The sequence below is a fragment of the Pseudoalteromonas sp. T1lg122 genome, assembly GCF_002964825.1.
Taxonomy (GTDB): Bacteria; Pseudomonadota; Gammaproteobacteria; order Enterobacterales; family Alteromonadaceae; genus Pseudoalteromonas; species Pseudoalteromonas gelatinilytica.
Genome location: NZ_PQCG01000007.1, coordinates 773,735 through 794,522, shown reverse-complemented (window position 1 = coordinate 794,522; position 20,788 = coordinate 773,735). Strand labels below are relative to the sequence as shown.

The window sequence follows — 20,788 nt, the reverse complement described above, 5'->3', positions numbered from 1 at the left end:
AATTACCTAAATTAAAGCGCGCTTGCTATTGTGTGTAAACAAGGCGACTAAAATAATCAGCATAAGCGATAAAAATAATGCCACAGCAGAGTTCACATTTGGCTGTTAAATCACACAGCGAACAGTTAAATCAGGTCGTAGCGACTAAGCTTGCCCGTGCGGTGTATGCCGGTTTTGAGGCTATGTTTGCAGAGTTTTTAAATATAACTCTCGGCGCTCAAAGTCGCTTTGAGCAGCGCCAATGGCATCAAGTTCAAGGGGCTATGAAATCGCGATTGCAAGTTTACGAAGGGCAAGTCAAAAAGGTAAACCAAGCGGTAAAAATTATTGCTTATAGTGAAGTAGACGACCCTGCGCTTTGGTTATTAGCCAAACAAATATACGCAGAAATGGTGCAAAGCCACGAAAACCAGCCCATTGCTCATACGTTTTTTAATTCAACCTTCGGCGCAATTTGGGACTCACGAAAAATCCGCAATGTGCACTTGTTTGTACTAAAAGCGCGCTATCAACTGGGGCCAAGGCCGTTTGATTCACTGGTTAGCCGCATTTCCCTGCAAAATGGCTTTAAAAGTGCCATCAGCAGCTTGATTAAACGCCATGTGTTTCGCTCACAATACGCTAACTTTGCTGATGATGTGGCCATGTTACAGCGCACCTTGATTGCTGGAGCAAAACAACAATGCCCACAAGTTTATGAGCTGCTAGCTCTCAACGATGGCTATATTGAATACGCTAATTCATTGTTTTTTAGAAATAAAGCCTGCTACATCATAGGCCGCTGTATTGCTAAAAACGGCGATAACATGCCATTTGCGATTGCGCTATTAAACAGTGAAAAAGGGTTGCACATTGATGCCGTGATGATGGGAGCTGATCAACTCAGCTTGTTGTTTGGCTTTGCGCGTACTTATTTTATGGTCGACACTGACCAACCCGCCCGATACGTTGATTACCTCAGTGTTTTAATGCCTCATAAGCAACGCTTTGAATTGTTCAATGCCATAGGCTTTATCAAACACGCGAAAACCGAGTTTTATCGTTACAAAGTTGATACTACGCGTAATAGCCCCGTTGACGATAAATACACACTTGCGCCGGGGACGCCGGGTATGGTGATGCTGGTATTTACCACCCCAGGCTCAGATTATGTGTACAAGGTAATAAAAGATAAATTTAGTGCGCCAAAAACGGCTACCAAACAGCAAGTGATGGCTAAATACGATTTTGTCAAACAAGCTGACCGAGTTGGCCGGCTAGTCGATACCCATGAATTTCGCTATTTAGCGTTTGATTTGAGCCGATTTAGTGAAGAGCTCATACAAACAATGCAACAGCAAATTGGTGACAGCCTTGTGATTTCGGGTAATGCACTTATTTTGCGTCATGTGTATGTAGAGCGCAAAATGACACCACTTAATTTGTACATCAACGACTGTGATGAGCGAAAACTGCAGCAAGTAATGGTTGATTACGGTAAAGCAATAAAAGAGCTTGCGGGCGCTAATATCTTTCCCGGTGATATGCTGATGAAAAACTTTGGTGTAACTCGTTGGGGAAGAGTGGTGTTCTACGACTACGATGAAATTTGCCCTATGACAGAGTGCCAATTTAGAGAGCTGCCCAAAACCGAGGATTCATTAGATGAACTCAGTAGCGAAAGTTACTTTGATATCGCAGAAAACGACGTATTTCCGAGCCAGTTTAAAATCTTTTTTAGCGCCAATAAGCGGGCGTTTGATCACTTTAATGCTGCGCATCAAGATATTTTTACCGCCACAATGTGGCAGCAACTACAAACAGCTATAAACGATGGGCAATTGCTTGATGTTTATCCTTATAAGCAGTCTTGGCGCTTTTCTTCGATGAGAGCTCAAATGAAAAAATCTCAATCTATAACCGTTTAATAGGAACATAGTGTTAGCGTATGCTGTTCAAAAAGCTAAGGAACGCACTATGAAAAACACACTGTTATTATCGAGTTTATTTATTTCGTCTATGGTAAGCGCCAATCCGTTATTAGGTAGCTGGCAATTTGTTGAAGGCAAATATGCAACCAATGACGGCTATGTGACGGCAAAAGCGCCAGAAATAACTTCAGTTAAACTGATTACACCTAGTCATTTTAGCTATATCACCCAAAAGCAAGGCAACTTTCATTATGCTGGTGGCGGAAAATATGTTTTGCAAGACCAGCAATTTATCGAAACTTTTTCCTATGGTAATGTACCTTCACTACTTGGTAAGACCATGGCATTTGATTACAAACTAGAAGGTGACTTGTGGCATCACACCTTGTATGAAAATGGCAAATTAGTCGAAGCTGAGATCTGGCAACGAATTAAATAGAAGGTGATATGCGTTATATTAAGCACGAAGATTCACAGTTACATTTTGCGCAAACAGATAAACCAGTTTTAAAAGATAACGAAGTTCTTATTGCTGTTGCAGCAATCGGCGTTAATCGCGCTGATTGTTTACAGCGACAAGGTAAATACCCAGCCCCAAAAGGTGACAGTGAAATTTTAGGGTTAGAATGCGCCGGTACCATTGTTGAGCAAGGTAGTGCAGTATCGGGTGACCTGCTTAATAAGCGCGTTTTTGCCTTGTGTGCGGGTGGTGCTTATAGTGAATATGTTGCCGTTGATGCCGCACAAGTGATGCCGTTACCAGATGAAATGACAATGGCAGAGGGCGCTGCTATCAGTGAAGTATACTTAACGGCTTTTTCTGCCTTATTTCAATTTGGTCAGCTTAAATCGGGGCAAACGGCACTGATCCATGCGGGAGCCAGTGGTGTCGGTGGGGCGGCAATTCAAATGGCAAAACGCGCAGGTGCTCAAGTGGTGATCACTGCAGGTAGCGATGAAAAGTGCGAACATGCCAAACAGCTTGGTGCAGACCACACCATTAATTATAAAACCACTGACTTTGTAGAGTACTTCAAAGCCAATAATTTACAGGCTAATACCATTGTTGATCCTGTCTCAGGACGCTATTTAAATAAAAATGCTGCCGTTGCAGCAATGGATTGTCAAATTGTAATGTTAGCCTTTTTAGATGCACGCTTTGCTGAGGTTGACTTTGCAAGGTTACTTAGTAAGCGCATATCATTTCATGCATCAACCTTGCGTAACCGTTCGATTGAATTTAAACGTGATTTAAAAGAGCAGTTTATATCGCGATTTTATGATGACTTGGCCAACGGGCTGTTCGATTGCAATATCTACAAAACCTTAAATTGGCAAGAGGCTAATGAGGCGCACCGTATTTTAGATAACAACGAAAACTCGGGAAAAGTGGTGATGTTAGTTGAATAACATCAATTTGCCCATATTATTGGTTTTATTAGTAGTTAAAAGTAAAGGTTAATATGAACCCTATTATTGCAATGCTCAAAGAGCACAATGTAAGTGACGAGAAAGTGCGTGAGCTGTTTCAAGCGTTTATGGAAAACCCAATGATGGCAATGGGTCTGGTCCAACAGTTAGGTATCCCACCAGAAAAGCTTCAACAATTGATGGCATTAGTGATGACGCAGCCACACCTTATTAAAGAAGCGGCTGAATCAGTGGGTATCAGTGATGATGAAGTTGAGCAAGCCAAAGCGCAGTTCAAAAATCAGCAGTCATAAAATTAAATGATACGACTTTATAAAAGGTTAGCTATTTAGGTAACCTTTTTTGTTAATTACTGATACGAAAACACGTCGTCTAGTTTTTTATCAAACAATTGAGCAATCTTAAAAGCCACCTCTAGCGACGGTGAATATTTACCTTTTTCAATTGCTACTATGGTTTGCCTTGAAACGCCAACTGCCTCTGCCAATGCTTGCTGAGTCATTTCATTATGATGAAATCGAAGTTCCCGAATGGTATTACTGAGCTGTTTTGTCATCTAGCTATCTCTTCGGTATAAATACACTTTGCTGGCAATAGTAATAATTTCACTGACTAAAAAACCAATAATAAGAAAGTGCATAATATTATATAGATCAGAGACCTCAGGTAACAACATACGCCCAGATACACGTTCAATTTGCGTTGCTAAAAATACACACATTAAGATAATTGCAGAGCAAAACCAGTGACCAAGCTTGGTGCTTTTTAGCTCAATGAGCTTGTCGCGCTCATCATCCCCTAAGTCTGCTTCTTTGTGTTTAATACCAGCAAGCACAGATTGCATAATGATCTCTAAGATCACCGCAACTACAACAACCTTATACAAATAAGACACCATGGTATCTTGGTTAAGATCACCCGCAGCTTGTAGTGAATTAATGCCTAATAGGTAATAGCTTAACAGGCCTATGGTTACCACCAAGGTGCCCCAAATTGTCATTTCTTTGTAGCTCATCGTATCATCCAATGTAAAAAATATTTGACTTGGTGTTAAGTAAACTACTCATTGTTTGCTGTGTCAAATATTTTTAACATCATGTATGGTATTTTTATCATTGACGTATTTCGTTACATTTAGTTGAGAACTAATTTGTACCGCACAAGCTCTTATGAAAACAAACAACAAATAAGGAACGAATATGAACTGGCTTTTGAAGGTATGGAAAAATAACCGCTCTTTGATTTTATTCATCTGTTTGATGAGTGTGTTTAGAAGTGCGGTGGCTGATTGGTATGAAGTGCCAACAGGCTCAATGAATCCGACCATCGTTGAAGGGGACCGAATTTTAACGGATAAAATGGCTTATGATCTGCGTGTGCCATTTAGTCATATTTCGCTAATGCGCACAGATGAGCCAAAAGCCGGTGATATCATTGTATTTGATTCTAAGGCTGCAAATAATCGCTTAATAAAGCGTGTTATTGGCGTGCCGGGCGATACAGTGACTTTAATAGATAATAAATTGATCATTAACGGTAAAGCGCTTGATTACGCATTAACAGATGACAAACAAGAGCAGCAAACACTCATTGAAAACCTTGCAGGTGTTCAGCACGCTATTCAGATATCCAAAACGCCCTCGGTGATGCAGCATTTTGCCCCTGTCGTTATTCCCAGCGATATGTATTTAGCGATGGGCGATAACCGCGATAATAGTGCAGACTCACGAGTGATTGGGCTAGTGCCTCGCAGTGAGTTATTAGGCAAAGCTAAGAGGGTGCTTGTGTCACTCGATTATGATGATTATCACTTACCTCGAAAAGAACGGGTTTTACATGATTTATACTTAGCCCCTTAGCTAAATATCGTCCAAATATTGGCAATTTAGCGTTTTATGTCTCAATATTGATGACATAAAAATAATAAGCCAATAGATGGAACGATAAATGACTGAAAACAAGCGGTTTAGGCCTTTAACAGTTTATATATTACTAAGCTGTTGTATAGGCTTGGTGGCCTGTGGTTCTGGCTCTAACACAGAAAATTCGACGTCCGTCCCAGATACATCAATACCCAATTCTGGCGCTGCCATTGTTGATAACAGTGGTAGTGCTGACTATCAAATTATTATTTATGGCAATAGCCATAGTGCTAAATTAGGTGATTTGCTTGAACAGCTTATTTCCAGTGAGTTAACCAACGCTCAAGTTTCAACACTTACCGTCAGTGGTCGCTTTTTAGATGAAATAGTGAACACATCTGGCAATGTTGAAAAGCTACAGCAAGCCAATTGGACTCATGCTATTTTTCAAGGTCAGAAGTACTCTCAGTCTGGTTCTGTTAATTATTCTACGAATGAGGCTGAGCGATTAATTGCCAGTGCAAAAGAGCTGAAAATAACGCCTATTTTGTTTCCTGAGCATCCTCAACAAGGTGACAGCAAAGAAGGGGAGCTTGTCTATCAATTGCATTTGTCGATTAGTGAAAAAGAGGCAAGCTGTGTTGCCCCAATCGGTTTAGTTTGGGATAAAGCAATTGCCGCATTACCTGAACTTAATTTTTACAGTGCAGATGGTAATCATGCATCAAACGCAGGGCACTTACTGACCGCGATGACTTTTTATGAGGTCATAACGGGTGAGCTTGCCGATACCCTTGCTTACAATGCCGCTTTTGCTATTAGCGAGCAACAACACCAGCAGTTTGGGCAAATAATTACCCAAGTGCTTGCTGAGCACCCTGCATGTCCAAGTTCATAAACTAACTACATCGATGTGAAGCACGCATTAAACACAAAAAAACCGTTGTGCCTAAACACAACGGTTTTTTATAGTAGCTAGTAATTGTGTAATTACATTACACGCATGCCAGGCTCTGAGCCTTCATCTGGGTTAAGAATATAAATTTCTTTACCGCCAGGGCCGGCTGCTAATACCATGCCTTCAGACATACCAAAACGCATCTTACGAGGCTTAAGGTTTGCTACCATAACCGTTAGCTTACCTTCGATATCTTCTGGTGCATACGCAGATTTAATGCCTGCAAATACTTGGCGCGTTTCGCCGCCTAAATCTAGGGTAAGTTTAAGTAGTTTCTCAGCACCTTCTACGTGTTCTGCTTTAGCAATTTTCGCTACACGTAAATCAACTTTAGCAAAGTCGTCAAATTCGATTTCAGGGCTGATTGGCTCTTTAGCTAGTGGGCTGTTTGGATCAACTTTATCTTTCTCAGCAACTAGACTTTCTTTTGACTCTTCAATCATTTTGTTTACTTTATCCATTTCAACACGTTGCATTAAAGGTTTGAATTTATTGATTGCGTGACCAACCAGCGCTGTTTGCGCGCCTTGCCATGTTAAACCGTCGTTTAAGAAGGCTTCAACGTTTGTAGCCATACCTGGTAGAACAGGTTTTAAGTAAGTGATAAGTACACGGAACATATTCAAACCAAGTGAGCATACATCGTGTGCTTCTTGTTGTTTTGTTTCGTCTTTAATTAACACCCATGGCGCTTTTGCGTCGATAAATTGGTTTGCTTTGTCAGCAAGCGCCATGATTTCGCGAATTGCACGGCTGTAATCACGGTTTTCATAGTGATTTGCAATGCTTGCAGAAGCCGCTTGGAACTCACCTAATAGTGCTTCATCCATTACGGTGTCGCTAAGCTTGCCGTCAAATTTCTTAGTGATGAAACTTGCACAGCGACTTGCGATATTAACCACTTTACCTACTAAGTCAGAGTTTACACGTAGTGCAAAGTCTTCAAGGTTTAAATCAAGGTCAGTGATGCCGTTGTTTAGTTTTGCTGCGTAGTAATAACGAAGATACTCAGGATCTAAGTTATCAAGGTAAGTACGCGCTTTAACAAAGGTGCCTTTTGATTTAGACATCTTTGAGCCATTTACAGTCACAAAACCGTGTGCAAAAACGTTGGTAGGTTTTCTGAACTTTGCACCGTCTAACATTGCCGGCCAGAATAAGCTGTGGAAATAGATGATGTCTTTACCAATGAAGTGGTAAAGCTCTGCATCTGAGTCTTCGCGCCAGAATGCATCAAAATCAATCCCTTTTTTGTCGCACAGGTTTTTAAAGCTCGCCATGTAGCCGATAGGCGCATCGAGCCACACGTAGAAGTATTTACCCGGCGCACCAGGGATTTCAAAACCAAAGTAAGGTGCGTCACGGCTGATATCCCACTGCTGTAGGCCATCTGCAAACCATTCATCAAGCTTGTTCGCCATTTCTTGTTGAATCGTACCTGAGTGTAACCACTCTTTTAGCATGTCTTCAAAAGCAGGTAGGTCGAAGAAGTAGTGCTCCGAGTCTTTTAAGATTGGCTCAGCACCCGACATTACAGAGCGTGGGTTAATAAGTTCAGTTGGGCTGTATGTAGCACCACAAGAATCACAGCTGTCACCGTTTTGATCCTCTGACTTACACGTTGGGCAAGTACCCGTTACAAAGCGATCTGGTAAGAAGATACCTTTCTCTGGGTCGAAAAGTTGAGAAATAGTATGCTTTTTAATGTGACCCGCTTCATTCAAACGGTTGTAGATTAACTCGCTGAAATGACGGTTTTCTTCACTGTGCGTGCTGTGATAGTTATCAAATTCAATGTTGAAATCAGCAAAGTCGCGTTGACGTTCAACACTGACGTTTTTAACCATCTCTTCTGGCGTGATCCCTTGCTTTTGCGCATTAAGCATAATTGGTGTGCCGTGAGCATCATCCGCGCAAACGTAATAGGTTTCATGACCTTGTTGTTTTTGGAAACGCGCCCAAATATCTGTTTGGATATATTCTAGTAAATGGCCTAAGTGAGTCGGGCCATTGGCATAAGGTAATGCGCTAGTAATCAGGATCTTTCGCTGTGCCATAATCATTCCGAATTGAGATTAGTTCGATGCAAATATGCTCGAATATCATTATTTAATACATTGTAAGTTGCTCATAGACAACTCAAAGAATGATATTATCTAATTGTCTGGTTTTAATGCCTTGAATGTTACATAATTCCGCAGCACTTTTCATCAAAGAAACGCTAATTTATTGTTATGTTTGGACTGTCAAAACTATTCTCAAGTAAATCGGCTGAAAAAGCGCCTATCATTGATGCCTTAGCCGCCTATCGTAGTAACGCATTTGCCATTGGCATTGAGCAAGACTGGCTCGAAGAGCTTAATCAAAACAGCGATAAAAGCTGGCAAGTCAAATTAAACCTCCCTTTTGCTGGCTTGAGTGAAATAAACGACATTGAAAAATTTGTCACCGATAAACTATCAGTGCCTGTGTCAATTAGCGCTAAAGTGAAATTACCTAGCCTATATAGCTTTAAGCAAATTAAGTATATTGTACTCGTTGCCTCAGGAAAGGGGGGCGTTGGAAAGTCAACCACAGCAGTGAATCTTGCCTCGGCTTTAGAGCAAGAGGGTGCCAAAGTGGGTATTCTCGATGCCGATATTTATGGCCCATCTATTCCATTGCTTCTGGGTCTACAAGGGGCAGAGCCGAAAACAGCAGATAATAAAAATTTACTTCCTTTTGAAGCGCATAACCTCAAGGCGCAATCGATCGGCTTTTTAGTGCCAAGTGATGACGCGACCGTTTGGCGCGGCCCAATGGCATCGGGAGCACTCAATCAGTTAATGAACGAAACCGCTTGGGGAGAGCTTGATTATCTTATTGTTGATATGCCTCCAGGTACGGGCGATATTCAGTTAACCATGAGCCAAAAAGTGCCAGCAAGTGGTGCGGTGATCATCACCACGCCTCAAGATTTAGCCCTAGCCGATGCACAAAAGGGCATTGCTATGTTCAATAAAGTGAACGTCCCTGTGCTTGGCTTAATTGAAAACATGAGCTACTTCTTGTGTGGCCATTGTGGTGAGCCCAATCATGTATTTGGTAAAGATGGCGCTGTAAAATTAGCGCATCGTCATGGTGTGCCTGTACTAGCGAATATTCCGCTGGCCATTGAAATTCGTGAAAGCTCGGAGCAGGGTGACTTAATTGCCAAAGATAATACGGCGAAATTAAGTGAAACCTACAAAACCGCGGCTCGTGTGCTTGCTAGTAGCTTGTATTATCAACAGGCGCACACAAGCGCAGTTGAAATTGTCATTACTGAAGATTAATTGTTGCAAAGATCTTGTTAATGGGTTTTTCTTATTAACAAGATCTTGATTGCTTCTTTTGTATTAAATTCACTCTCAAACCCCATTTTTAGCCGTATAAAGCCTGTATTTTCGTTAAACATGTCTAAAAACAAATTCGCAGTAAATGTTAATATTTTATTGACGTTTTAATAACCGTGACATACTCTAATGAAAGCGCTTACATTGTTGGGCCTTTTTATTTGCCTTCTCATGTAAGCGCTTACAATTGGCTGATTAAAATAATATTCATATAGATCAGTTGAGTACTAACAAACACATAATGTTAGGGTTCAATGCAATGAACAAATTCAAAACACACTTAACACAACTTGCAATGGCGCTTTCAGTAGCGACATTAGCTGGCTGCGGTGGCTCTGCCACAGATACAAAAATTGATACAATTGATACAACTGAACCCGTTTCAGACTGGGTCATGGTTTGGGAAGATAACTTTGATGGTGATGCCATTGATGAAAATAAATGGAGTTTCGAAATAGACTGTGCAGGTGGCGGTAATAACGAAAAACAATGTTATACCGACAGTGAAGAAAACGCCTTTGTTGCAGATGGTATTCTTAATATCGTTGCATTGCCTGCAGAAGACGGTGCTGCAAAGCCTTATACATCTGCACGTATCAATACTCGCTACAAAGCCGATTTTAAATATGGCCGCTTTGAAGTAAGAGCAAAACTACCAAGCGGTCAAGGTTCTTGGCCTGCGTTTTGGATGATGCCAACCGACGAAGTATACGGTGAGTGGCCTCGTTCAGGTGAAATCGACATTTTAGAATCAGTGAATTTAAAAGTCGAAAATGATGATGGCTTAGAGTCAAATATCTACGGCACGTTACATTATGGTCAAGCGTGGCCAAATAACGACAGTAGTGGTCAAGCATACACCTTCGCGCAAGATTCAAATCCGGCAGATGACTTTCATACTTATGCGATTGAATGGCAAGAAGGCGAAATTCGTTGGTATGTAGATAACTATTTATACGCAACGCAGCGCCAATCAGAATTGCTTTACAACGCAAGCGGTGAAGCGCTGGCTCTTAAACATAAGGGTTGGTACACCGAGTATTATGATCAAACAACTGGTGAGTTAACGACTTTTTGGGACGCTGCACCATTTAACCAAGAGTTTTATTTAATTTTAAACTTTGCGGTAGGTGGTGATTGGCCTGAAAACGTTAATGCCCTTGGTGTTGATGCAAGTGCATTCGAAAACGGTCAAACTTTTGAAGTTGACTATGTACGTGTTTATGAGTGTTCGCAAAACCCAGACACAGGTAAAGGTTGTGAAACCGTCCGCCCTGGCTACGACGATTTAGAAGATGCACTTGTACAAGGTGCAGCGCCGGCGCCAACACCACCAAGTGATGGTACTGTTACGCCGCTGACTATTTTTGATAGCAGTTTTAACCCTAACTGGCCTGCATGGGACTGTTGTGGTGGCACAACGCCAGGGTTAGTTGAAGATGCCGACCGTGGCAATGTGGTTGAGTTTAGTGTGGGTGCAACGGCTACGGTAAATGGTTTTATCAGCCGTGATGCCTTTATTACCGATGAAAACGGTGAAGCCTCGCCTTATGATGCCAGTGCGATGTTAGAAGACGGCTATGTAACGTTTGATATGCAAGTAACGTCTTTACCATCAACGCCTGACGCACCGTGGTTATTCAAAATCGAAAGTGATGAAGGTGCGACAGCTGTTGAGCTAAACCTAAGTGCAAGTACTGAAGGTGTTAGCCCAGTTGCTGGTGAATGGCAAACTTATACTTTCCCACTGCAAACATTAGCTGATGCGGGTTTAAATGTATCACTGATTGATGTGATCATGATTTTCCCTGCGTGGGGTCAAGGTGAAGGTGCAGTATACCGTGTTGATAATGTTGAAATTACCAATGGCGGCACAACAACATTGCCTTCATTAACCTTATTCACCGATGAAACGAATCTTGATTGGCCGCTGTGGGATTGTTGTGGTGGTTCAACACCTGTTGAAGTAGTCGACGACGAAGAACATGGTGTGACTGCTGAATTCTCGATTGGTGCAACACCTACCGTAATGGGCTTTATCAACCGTACTTCATCAGGTGGTAGTGGTACGCAGTTTGATGCATCAGCACTGGTTGATGATGGCATGTTGCAATTTGAGATGAAGATCACCTCTTTATCATCAACGCCAGATGCGCCTTGGCTGTTAAAAGTTGAGTCAAATGAAGGTGCAACAGCGGTTGAAGTTAACCTAAACACAAGCACAGAAGGCGTTGACCCTGTAGCGGGTGAATGGCAAACCTATACATTCCCAATCAGTACTTTATTAAACGCTGGTTTAGATGTAAGTGCGATTGATGTCATCATGATTTTCCCTGCATGGGGTCAAGGTGACGGTGCTGTTTACCGTGTTGACAATGCACGTATCTATGCTCCAGAGCAAGAATCTACAGCTTCAGAGCTAACGCTATTTGCTGAAAACGTGGCAGATCTGTGGAGCATTTGGGATTGTTGTGCAGGGAGTACACCAACAGTCGAAACGGATGACGAAACCCATGGCTCAGTGGCAGAATTTCAAATTGGTTCTACCGCTACGGTAATGGGGTTCTTAGCTGATGATGGCGTGAGCTTTGATGCATCTCACTTATTATCTGAAGGTGTGGTTCGTTTTGAAATGAAGATTGTTTCAAACGCCAGCAACCAAGATGCTCAGTGGTTATTCAAAATTGAATCAAACGATGCAGGTCAAGCTGTGGAGCTTGCGTTAAGTGCAAGCCAAGAAGGTGTCGAGCCAGTTGTGGGTGAGTGGCAAACCTATACGTATACACTTGCTGACTTACTCAGTGCAGGTCTTGATATTAGTGCAATCGACGTTGTCATGGTGTTCCCGTCATGGGGGATGGGTGAAGGTGCGGTTTACCGTATTGATAATGCAGTAATTGCAAACCCGTAATTAACATTGGCAACAAGTGATGGGTGCTGAATACGGCACCCAGTATCCATGACAATATATTGCAAAAGCAGGTAAATCATGAAAAGCACAAAATTTATTAAAACACCTCTTGCAGCGTCAGTTGCGATGATCTTAACCGCAGGGCTAGGCACTATGTCGGCTTACGCACAGGATGAGCAAGAGAAGGCTGATAACGAAATCGAAGTTATCGAAATTAAAGGTATTCGTGGCAGTATGATCCGCGCCATGGATATGAAACGCGATGCAACAGGTGTTGTAGATGCAATTTCAGCCGAAGAAATGGGTAAGTTCCCAGATACTAACTTGGCTGAATCATTACAACGTATTACCGGTGTATCGGTGAGTCGTTCTAACGGTGAAGGGAGTGAAATTACAGTACGTGGTTTTGGTCCTGAGTTTAACCTTATCACCCTAAATGGTCGTCAAATGCCGGGTACGGGTTATACGCGTTCTTACGCCCTTGAGAACATTGCCGCTGATGGTGTTAGTGCACTTGAAGTTGCAAAATCGGGGCAAGCAGATGTACCAAGTGGTGGTCTAGGTGCTACGGTAAATATTATTACTACGCGCCCGTTAAATAGCCCAGGTGAAAAATTTAGCTCATCAATTAAAGCGATTCACGATTCATCTAATGAAGCGGGTGATGATGTAACGCCTGAGTTTTCAGCGATGTACAGTAACACCTATGCTGATGATACATTTGGTTTTGCGGTGTCTTTCTCGCACCAAGAGCGTGACTTCCAACAACAAAATGCCAATATCCAAGGTTGGCAGGCCAATGTTGATTTACCAACACTCGATGAAGGCGATTACATTGATGCTCGCCCAGTTGATAGCGACGGTAACCCAACAGGTAATTACTTCTTCCCGAAAGACATGAACTACAGCATTGCTGATGTTGAACGTGAAAGAACGAATGGCCAAGTAACGTTACAGTACTCACCTGTTGAAAACTTTACAGCGACGGTTGATTACACCGCAAGCCGTGCAATTACCGGTGTAAATACCGTGGGTTGGGGTATTTGGAATGAGTTTGGTAGTAATATCAATGGCTATGAGCTTGATGAAAATGGTACAGCGATTTATGCCGACATCAGTGGTAACGATGGCTCATTTACAGCTAGCCGAGGCACCACTGAAGTTAAAGCGCGCTCAATTGGTTTAAACCTAGAGTGGCAAATTAACGATGAGTGGGAAGTTGAGTTCGATTATCATGATTCGAAAAACGAAACAGATAATGGTGCAGATGATGGTTTAGGTTCAACAGGGCAAATCATTCTTGGCTCAGATCAGTTAAAGAGTAAAGTGTATGATTACCGCACTGGAGAAATTCCACACGCCTACGTTAACTGGAACAACGGCACAACGGTGCTGGATCCAAGTGAAATTGATTCAAACTTCAGCCAGTTTAGCTACTCACCAGGTGAGTCTAAGGTAGAGCAAGCTCAGCTTCACACAACGTGGTTTAATGAGCGCTTTGAAATTCCGCTTGTTAAAGTGAAATTTGGTGCGGCTCACACCAAGCAAACGATGGGTGGTTTTACCGCTTGGAGTGGTCTGCGTGGTGGTCCGGGCTTTAACCCATCATTCACTGAAATCTTCCCAGACGGCATGTTCACTTATAATGATACTGGCGACATGTTAGATCAGTTCTCTGGTGGTGGTAGTGCGCTTGAGCCTAATTATTACTACACCTATAGCTTTGAAGAAGCGTTAGCGCGTCAACTTGCTTATTTAAATGAAGACTTATTGGGCGATAACCAATATTCAATTGACCCTTTCTATGATGGTATCGACAGTGAAAGCTACGTAGAAGAAAAAACGCAAAGCTTCTATGTGAACAGTTTATGGGAATTTGAAGTTGCAAATTACTTTGTCCAAATTAATGCAGGTCTTCGCTACGAAGATACTGATGTAACCAGTACGGTTCGTCAACGTGTTGAAAGCCAAGTGAACTGGGTAAGTGCCTCTGAGTGGATCATGCAGTACGAAACTGGTGGCACAGATAACTTTTATCAAGAAGAAGGTAACTACGATATTTGGTTGCCGAACATTGACGTAAAAGTTGAAATTACAGACGAGTTAGTTGGTCGTGTTTCGTGGGGTAAAACCATGGCACGTGCGCCGCTGGGTAATTTGGCTGGTGGCCGTAGCTTAACGGGTAGCCCTAAACCGGGTGCTCGGACAGGTAGCCAAGGTAATACTAATTTGTTGCCATTTGAATCAACAAACCTCGATTTATCGCTTGAGTACTACTACGGTGAAGGCAGCTATGCATCGGTCGGCTACTTCAAAAAAGACGTAGATAACTTTATTCAAACGCAAATCACTGAAACAACCATTGATGGTTTATACGATATCTTAAATGGTCCACGTTACCTTGAAGCTGTTGCATCTGTTGAAGCGCGTGGCGAGCAGGCTACGAGTGACGCTGTTTTCAATGAAATGTTGGCATTAGGTTATGGTAATGCGGATGGTGCCATTGAGCCAACGAGTTCTGATCCATTGATGGTTTGGAATATTTCTCAGCCACAAAATACAGATAGTAAATCAGTTGATGGCTTTGAAGTTGCTGTACAACACTTGTTTGGTGAAAGCGGCTTTGGCTTAGGGGTTAATGCCACGTTTGTTGATGGTGATGTTGAATTTGATGTAGCAAGTTTAACTCAGCAAGCTCCTTTATCTGGCTTAAGTGATTCAGCGAACTTCCAAGCCTTCTATGATAAAGATGGCTTATCAGTAAAAGTAACTTACGCATGGCGTGATTCGTACTTAATAGGTGTAGGTCAATCGCAAGGCTCATCTGATGCGCCGCCACAATTTGGCGATACCTACGGTCAATGGGACTTAAGCGTTAACTACGACATTAACGAAAACATGACCGTTTTCTTTGAAGGTATAAACCTTAACAACGAAACTGAGCGTGGCTACGGTCGTTACGAAGAGCAGTTCTTATTTGCTCGCCAGTACGGACCGCGTTACACAATCGGTGCCCGTTATAGCTTTTAATATGTGATCCCCAAAGGAACAAAAGCCGCTCAATGAGCGGCTTTTTTTATTAAAAACGTGATTTTCAAAAAGTGACAATTAATAACACGGGTTTAGAAAGGTTTCTTGCGATAAAAGAAGTAACTCGAAAAATAGCAAAAAAAGGCAATGCCAGGATTAATTAATAAATTAGGCATAAACACAATATCGGTTTCACCAAAACAATAGAAGTAAAAGACAATAGTGAGTAATGAAGGCAGTGGGAAAAAGAACGTTTCGTTTGCAACTAAGCCAACCACCGACCAGCTAGTTAATAGTAATGAACCGATAAAAACGAGAAAGCCATGCCATAAATCATGCTTTTTAGCGTAATGTTTGGCAATTAAAATAGCGGCAACGCATGCTGGCAATGTTATTACGGATAAAATGACGTAATCCATAACAACTTATCCTCATTCTCCTTATAATCGGGGCATTAAAACAAAACTCAGTACTTCAGATAAATCAGAAAGAGCTGATCTTATTACCTGAGATGGCTTATCTTATTTAGTTGAGAATTATTCGCGCAACACGCTGATGATTTGTGTAATATATGGCACACTATAGCCACCCCATTTGGCTTTGCTGATACACACTCGATTTTTGGTGTGTTTAGTTTAAAGCTTAGCGTGTTTTTTCAACTTAAAATCATATGTTTAAGTTGTATTAGGTAGAATAATAAATGAGATTATCAGATACCCATATTCAGCAGTATATTGACGAAGGCCGCATTGTTATTGAGCCAACACCGAGTAAAGAAATGATTTCAGGTGTGACGGTAGACTTGCGTTTGGGCAACAAGTTTCGAGTTTTCCAAGATCATACCGCAGCCTATGTTGACTTAAGTGGTCCAAAAGATCAGTTAAATAAGGCGATGGAATCAATCATGAGTGACGAAATTGTGCTTGCTGATGAAGAAGCATTTTTCCTGCACCCAGGTGAACTGGCACTGGCAATTACCCATGAAAAAGTCACATTACCAGCAGATATTGTTGGTTGGTTAGACGGTCGTTCATCGTTAGCTCGCCTTGGTTTGATGGTACATGTTACAGCACATCGTATTGATCCAGGCTGGTCTGGTAATATCGTGTTAGAGTTTTATAACTCAGGTAAATTGCCATTGGCGCTTCGCCCAATGATGAAAATTGGTGCCATGAGCTTTGAAACCATGACAAGTCCTGCAGAAAATCCGTATAACACGCGTAAAGACGCAAAATATAAAGATCAAAATACGGCGGTTGCAAGTCGTATCAGTGATGATAATAAATAATTAGAGTTTGTGTGGCTTTCGGGCCACATAACATTTTGTTACTGAACTTTTTACCTAATTAAATCCTGCATAATTGGCAATTTAAGCGTATTCCTCCCATACTTTTAGCTGGTGTTTAAAGCACGGAGCTAAAATGCATTTTATTGGCAAGCACATCCATCGGGTTGTTAGAACGCTGCCCATAATAATGTGTTGTGTATTTTTACACAGCGTTAGCACTTTTGCTGCCAGTGATAATGCCTCGGTTTGGCTGCTTGACTCCCCCGAGCCACTTGCCAAATTAAGTGGAACCCTGCAAGAATCAGTACAAAATGCTAAACAGCTGAATGCACTCGAAAGCAGTTCCATTCGTCTTGCCCCGCAAACATCCCACTGGTTAATAATCGATTTATTCCAACTACCCGACAATAAAAATTACGTTGTCTATCTTGGTGAGCCTAACTTAACCTGGGCAAAGTTCTATCTGTTAGATGAAAGTTATCAGGCGACTGATGATCAGCGGCTCGCCTCACTCGAAAACTTATCAAATGTGCGACCACATTGGTTAATAGAGCATAGTCAAGGACATCGCTGGGCATTGGTTAACTTTGAGCACGATAGGGCACTGACTTTAGAAGTTGGGGTTGTTGCTGCAAAAGCGTTCGAAATAAACCTCCATCAAATCATATTAAGCTATGGCGCAATCTTAGGCGTCTTAATTTTATGTATGTTTGTGTGCGCTGTTTATTTTTTTGTATCGCAGCAACCAAAATACTTGGTGCTGAATGCGTACTTCGTGTTGGTTTGTATCGGATTTTTGATTGATAACGGGTTAATAAACTATCTCGTTAATGGTTTAGATTGGGAAGCAAAATGGCCCGTTAATGAGTTTGCATTATGTTTTGCGAGCTACTTTTTATATCACTTTCTAGCAATCCATACCTATAAACCTCGCTTTAAAAAAGCGTGGCAAGCTATGATGGTTTGTTTACTCAGTGCAGCCGTGTTGTCATCACTACTGCCTCAATTTAATCGCCAATGGTTATTTATAGTTTCATGCATCGGGTTCTTAAGTTTTGCAGCTGCTGTATTTTTGCGTTTAATGCAGCGTAAAAATAGCCGCACTCATCTTCGTTGTTTTATGCTTCTGACAATTGTGACTCAGGTATTTAGTCTATTTATTTGGAATGGCTTTGGTATTGGTTATCATGGAGTTCACAACACCATTTTGCTTATCACATCACTGGCGATATGTTCTGTGCTGTTGTTAAAAGATCGTCAGCAAATTTCAGCATTTAGTTATTCTATGCTGCATGATGCAGACACTAAACTGCCAAATAAGCAATTTTTACTCGCGCAAATGGTGAAGAAAGTATCGCAGAAACAACACTTTTCAGTTTTGTTATTTAAACCTCATGTACTTTCAAACGCGCGTTCTACATTTGGTTTTGAGCAAGCCAATATTTGTATAAATGAAAGGTTAAGTATCTTAAATACTCAGCTACAGACCATGAATGCATTAAAGCTTGAAATTCAAGCCAGCAGGAGCGCATGGCTTGCTCACGTTGATGACAGTACATTTGGTTGCTTAGTTATTGGCGAATTAGAGCTCAGTCATATAGAGCAGTTTGCATGTTTGATCCATGGGGTCTTTGAAGAAGGGCTCACCCATGAAGATATTAACTTAGTCGATAGTGTTGATATTGGTGTTGCTTATTACCCGATGCATGGCAATACCGCAAAGCAAATATTGCAATGTGCAATACAAGCAATGACCGAAAAGCGCCTACAAGGTGAGCGTTGGCGCATGTTCGACTCAGAGAGTGCGCGGCTTTCTGAACAAAGGTTATCCATTGCTGCAGCGCTTAAAATGGCGATAGATGAAAACCAGTTAAGCTTACATTTTCAGCCACAGATTTGTTTGAAAACCGGAAAAGTAGTGGGCTGTGAAGCATTGCTGCGATGGCATCATCCTGTATTTGGTGCGGTGAGCCCTGATGTATTTATTCCAATTGCAGAATCAGCAGGGGTGATCAATCAGCTTACAGAGTGGGTGGTTGAAAATGGTATCCAGTGGCAAGCGAAGTTTTGCAAACTGATACCCGATCACGTTATTTCTATTAATATTTCAGCAAAAGATCTATTAAATAAAGACCTACCTGTGCTGTTAATCACCATTTTAAATGAGCAAAAAGTGCGTGCCGAATCCGTGATGTTAGAGCTGACTGAATCAGCCACTTTGGAAGAAAGTAAAAAGATTAAAGCCACACTTGATGACTACCGTTTAATTGGCTTAAAACTCGCGATTGATGATTTTGGTACTGGCTATTCTTCACTTGCTTATTTAAGTCAACTTGGCTTTGACGAAGTGAAAATAGATAAGCAATTTGTGTTAAATCTGCCGTTTTCAGTAAATGATCAGAGTATCTGTCGAGCAACCTGCGACATTGCTGCCACTCTGGGCGCGCAGGTGGTTGCTGAGGGTATTGAAGACGAACAAAGCTTAGCAATGCTGCAAAGTTATGGCTGCCAGTTTGGACAAGGGTATTATTTTTCAAAACCGCTTTGTGCAGATGACTACTTAGCTTGGATAAGCGATGTGCAGAAAGTTGAAATTAGCCTTGATGCAACAGCAAACCTAATTGATTAAAGTAATTCAGCAGTGCAGAAAAGCAGCGCATTGTATGCTGTTCATCTGGGTAGATTAAGCCACTTGTCGATAACCCACTCACTAAAAAGCTATTTTTTATATCAGGGTGCATGGTAATGCACTTTTCAAAACAGCGGGCAGCTAGCTCCTCAGGCATACTCATATATAGTTGTTTTACCTGCTTATCAAAAGCGATAGATTGCTTAACGAACTCATTTGGATTTGCACCTGAGGTATCTAAAAAAACCTGATGGTAAAATTCATTTAAACGCTGATTTAGTGGATGGCTTAAATTTGGTGACTGTTCGAGCCACAGCGCTGAGCAAAATTGCATGCTCTTTCTGCTCTTAAATAAATGCTGACAAATATGGTGATCAAACGCATGAAACCATTCGTGGGCGAGAGCGCCACCGCCAGCATTTTTAGCTAGCGCAAGAGTTTGGCTGTGGGCATTGTAATGAGCCTGCACACCTTTTTGGCCACCATGACCAAAGGCAAAATTAAGCTTACCCCTAAGGCCAATCGCTGTTGGTGGCAAAGTCAGAATTTGTGCAAGATCAGCTAAGGCATCGTAAATTAAATTTGCTGCTAAAAGCCGCTCTTGCTTATTAACCCAATTGCCAACCACCATGGTACGAAAACCAAAGGTGTCGCGAATATCGTCAAAATCAACCTGATCATCAAAGCGATAGTCTGGCCCTTGACGATGAAAACCCGCGCTAAGTCGTTTTGATACACGCATTATAAATAGCGCGCCTTAACATCATCTGGCATATGTTGGGTTTGCTTATCGACCAGTGCCGCTAATAATCTGTATAGCGGTGTTACATCAAGGCCTTCAATCAGTTTTAGACTATGAGCAACGGCTTCTAAAGTAGATAAACTATCTGCACGTGGTGCTTTACGAATGACGTATTTGTTTTGGGGTATTTGCTTAAAACTCACAGCCTGAAACCCCTGAAGGCTTGGAGTTAATTGCAGCATTTTGTAAGCTTTTTTCCACGTACCATCAATCACAATTAAATGGCTCAAAGACTGTTTGAAAGCATTTGAAGTGGCCGTGTGCTCATCTAAGCATAATGCATCATCAGCAGGATAGAGTACCGCGGTTGTTGATTTTGGCAATGTTGCAAGCTGTAAAAAGTCTTGTTCTGACTCACCTGCAAAGATCTGGCAATTTTCTAATCCTAAATTCAGCAAATTAGCGGTGTTCTTAGTAACTTTTTCCTCACTAGGGTGGCGTAATATAATGATTTTTAGTTTATTATTGATTATGCTTATTGAATCACATAAACAGGTTTTAACTGAAAAGCCACAATGTGAGCACAATTCTCTAGCCATACAAACTCAGGTGTAAATCAAAACTATGCCTAGTATACATGAGCTTAACTCGCA

General features: G+C 41.7%; 17 protein-coding genes. 11 read left to right on the top strand and 6 right to left on the bottom strand.

Features of this window, described 5'->3' with window-relative positions; translation table 11 throughout:
• Window positions 1–77: 77 nt before the first annotated feature.
• Genes aceK through C2M33_RS09110 form a run of 4 tightly spaced genes read left to right on the top strand, consistent with a single transcriptional unit; the run spans window position 78 to window position 3,634 of the window.
• Window positions 78–1,907, top strand: a complete 1,830-nt coding sequence (gene aceK / locus C2M33_RS09125; RefSeq protein WP_105174321.1) for a bifunctional isocitrate dehydrogenase kinase/phosphatase — start codon at window positions 78–80, stop codon at window positions 1,905–1,907.
• Window positions 1,908–1,956: 49 nt separating this feature from the next.
• A complete protein-coding gene (locus C2M33_RS09120; RefSeq protein WP_063704600.1) occupies window positions 1,957–2,349 on the top strand; it encodes a hypothetical protein in 393 nt (130 codons plus the stop codon).
• An 8-nt stretch (window positions 2,350–2,357) separates the two neighbouring features.
• The gene (locus C2M33_RS09115; protein WP_063704602.1) at window positions 2,358–3,320 is read left to right on the top strand and encodes a zinc-binding dehydrogenase; all 963 of its coding nucleotides are present in this window, start codon (window positions 2,358–2,360) and stop codon (window positions 3,318–3,320) included.
• 53 nt (window positions 3,321–3,373) lie between these two features.
• The gene (locus C2M33_RS09110; protein WP_054561248.1) at window positions 3,374–3,634 is read left to right on the top strand and encodes a DUF2999 family protein; all 261 of its coding nucleotides are present in this window, start codon (window positions 3,374–3,376) and stop codon (window positions 3,632–3,634) included.
• A gap of 56 nt (window positions 3,635–3,690) precedes the next feature.
• Here the strand turns inward: C2M33_RS09110 and C2M33_RS09105 are convergent, their stop codons facing one another.
• Window positions 3,691–3,897, bottom strand: a complete 207-nt coding sequence (locus C2M33_RS09105) for a helix-turn-helix transcriptional regulator (protein ID WP_054552938.1) — start codon at window positions 3,895–3,897, stop codon at window positions 3,691–3,693.
• The gene (locus C2M33_RS09100) at window positions 3,898–4,356 is read right to left on the bottom strand and encodes a hypothetical protein (protein WP_063704604.1); all 459 of its coding nucleotides are present in this window, start codon (window positions 4,354–4,356) and stop codon (window positions 3,898–3,900) included.
• Window positions 4,357–4,540: 184 nt separating this feature from the next.
• Here C2M33_RS09100 and lepB point away from each other — a divergent pair, with 184 nt between their 5' ends.
• Both lepB and C2M33_RS09090 read left to right on the top strand, forming a co-directional pair.
• Entirely contained in the window at window positions 4,541–5,200 is a 660-nt protein-coding gene (lepB, locus tag C2M33_RS09095) for a signal peptidase I (RefSeq protein WP_063704606.1), read from the top strand.
• A gap of 88 nt (window positions 5,201–5,288) precedes the next feature.
• Window positions 5,289–6,101, top strand: coding sequence for a hypothetical protein (locus C2M33_RS09090; protein WP_063704608.1), 813 nt, complete (start codon window positions 5,289–5,291; stop codon window positions 6,099–6,101).
• A 92-nt stretch (window positions 6,102–6,193) separates the two neighbouring features.
• On the opposite strand, the gene metG is transcribed toward C2M33_RS09090, so the two are convergent.
• On the bottom strand, window positions 6,194–8,218 hold the full coding sequence (gene metG / locus C2M33_RS09085) for a methionine--tRNA ligase (RefSeq protein ID WP_105174320.1): 2,025 nt from the start codon (window positions 8,216–8,218) through the stop codon (window positions 6,194–6,196).
• Window positions 8,219–8,395: 177 nt separating this feature from the next.
• On the opposite strand from metG, the gene apbC reads away from it, so the two are divergent.
• The 3 genes from apbC to C2M33_RS09070 all read left to right on the top strand — a co-directional run bounded on the left by apbC (window position 8,396) and on the right by C2M33_RS09070 (window position 15,476).
• Window positions 8,396–9,475 (top strand): iron-sulfur cluster carrier protein ApbC, encoded by a 1,080-nt coding sequence (gene apbC / locus C2M33_RS09080; protein ID WP_105174319.1) that lies wholly within the window; start codon window positions 8,396–8,398, stop codon window positions 9,473–9,475.
• Window positions 9,476–9,794: 319 nt separating this feature from the next.
• Window positions 9,795–12,446: a glycoside hydrolase family 16 protein gene (locus C2M33_RS09075; protein ID WP_105174318.1), complete on the top strand. Its 2,652-nt coding sequence runs from the start codon at window positions 9,795–9,797 to the stop codon at window positions 12,444–12,446.
• A 78-nt stretch (window positions 12,447–12,524) separates the two neighbouring features.
• Complete coding sequence (locus C2M33_RS09070; RefSeq protein WP_063704613.1) at window positions 12,525–15,476, top strand: TonB-dependent receptor; 2,952 nt, start codon at window positions 12,525–12,527, stop codon at window positions 15,474–15,476.
• 92 nt (window positions 15,477–15,568) lie between these two features.
• Here C2M33_RS09070 and C2M33_RS09065 read toward each other — a convergent pair whose 3' ends face one another.
• Window positions 15,569–15,895 (bottom strand): hypothetical protein, encoded by a 327-nt coding sequence (locus C2M33_RS09065; protein WP_063704615.1) that lies wholly within the window; start codon window positions 15,893–15,895, stop codon window positions 15,569–15,571.
• 281 nt (window positions 15,896–16,176) lie between these two features.
• Between C2M33_RS09065 and dcd the strand changes: the two genes are divergently transcribed.
• Window positions 16,177–16,764: a dCTP deaminase gene (gene dcd, locus C2M33_RS09060; protein ID WP_063704618.1), complete on the top strand. Its 588-nt coding sequence runs from the start codon at window positions 16,177–16,179 to the stop codon at window positions 16,762–16,764.
• Between the two features lie 133 nt (window positions 16,765–16,897).
• The gene (locus C2M33_RS09055; RefSeq protein ID WP_105174317.1) at window positions 16,898–19,393 is read left to right on the top strand and encodes an EAL domain-containing protein; all 2,496 of its coding nucleotides are present in this window, start codon (window positions 16,898–16,900) and stop codon (window positions 19,391–19,393) included.
• Here the strand turns inward: C2M33_RS09055 and C2M33_RS09050 are convergent.
• Both C2M33_RS09050 and C2M33_RS09045 read right to left on the bottom strand, forming a co-directional pair.
• Window positions 19,359–20,135: a CLCA_X family protein gene (locus C2M33_RS09050; protein ID WP_105174316.1), complete on the bottom strand. Its 777-nt coding sequence runs from the start codon at window positions 20,133–20,135 to the stop codon at window positions 19,359–19,361. The two genes, C2M33_RS09055 and C2M33_RS09050, sit on opposite strands and share 35 nt — an antisense overlap.
• Window positions 20,135–20,734, bottom strand: a complete 600-nt coding sequence (locus C2M33_RS09045) for a tRNA-uridine aminocarboxypropyltransferase (protein ID WP_105174315.1) — start codon at window positions 20,732–20,734, stop codon at window positions 20,135–20,137. Before C2M33_RS09045 ends, C2M33_RS09050 begins: the two co-directional genes overlap by 1 nt.
• Window positions 20,735–20,788 lie beyond the last annotated feature (54 nt).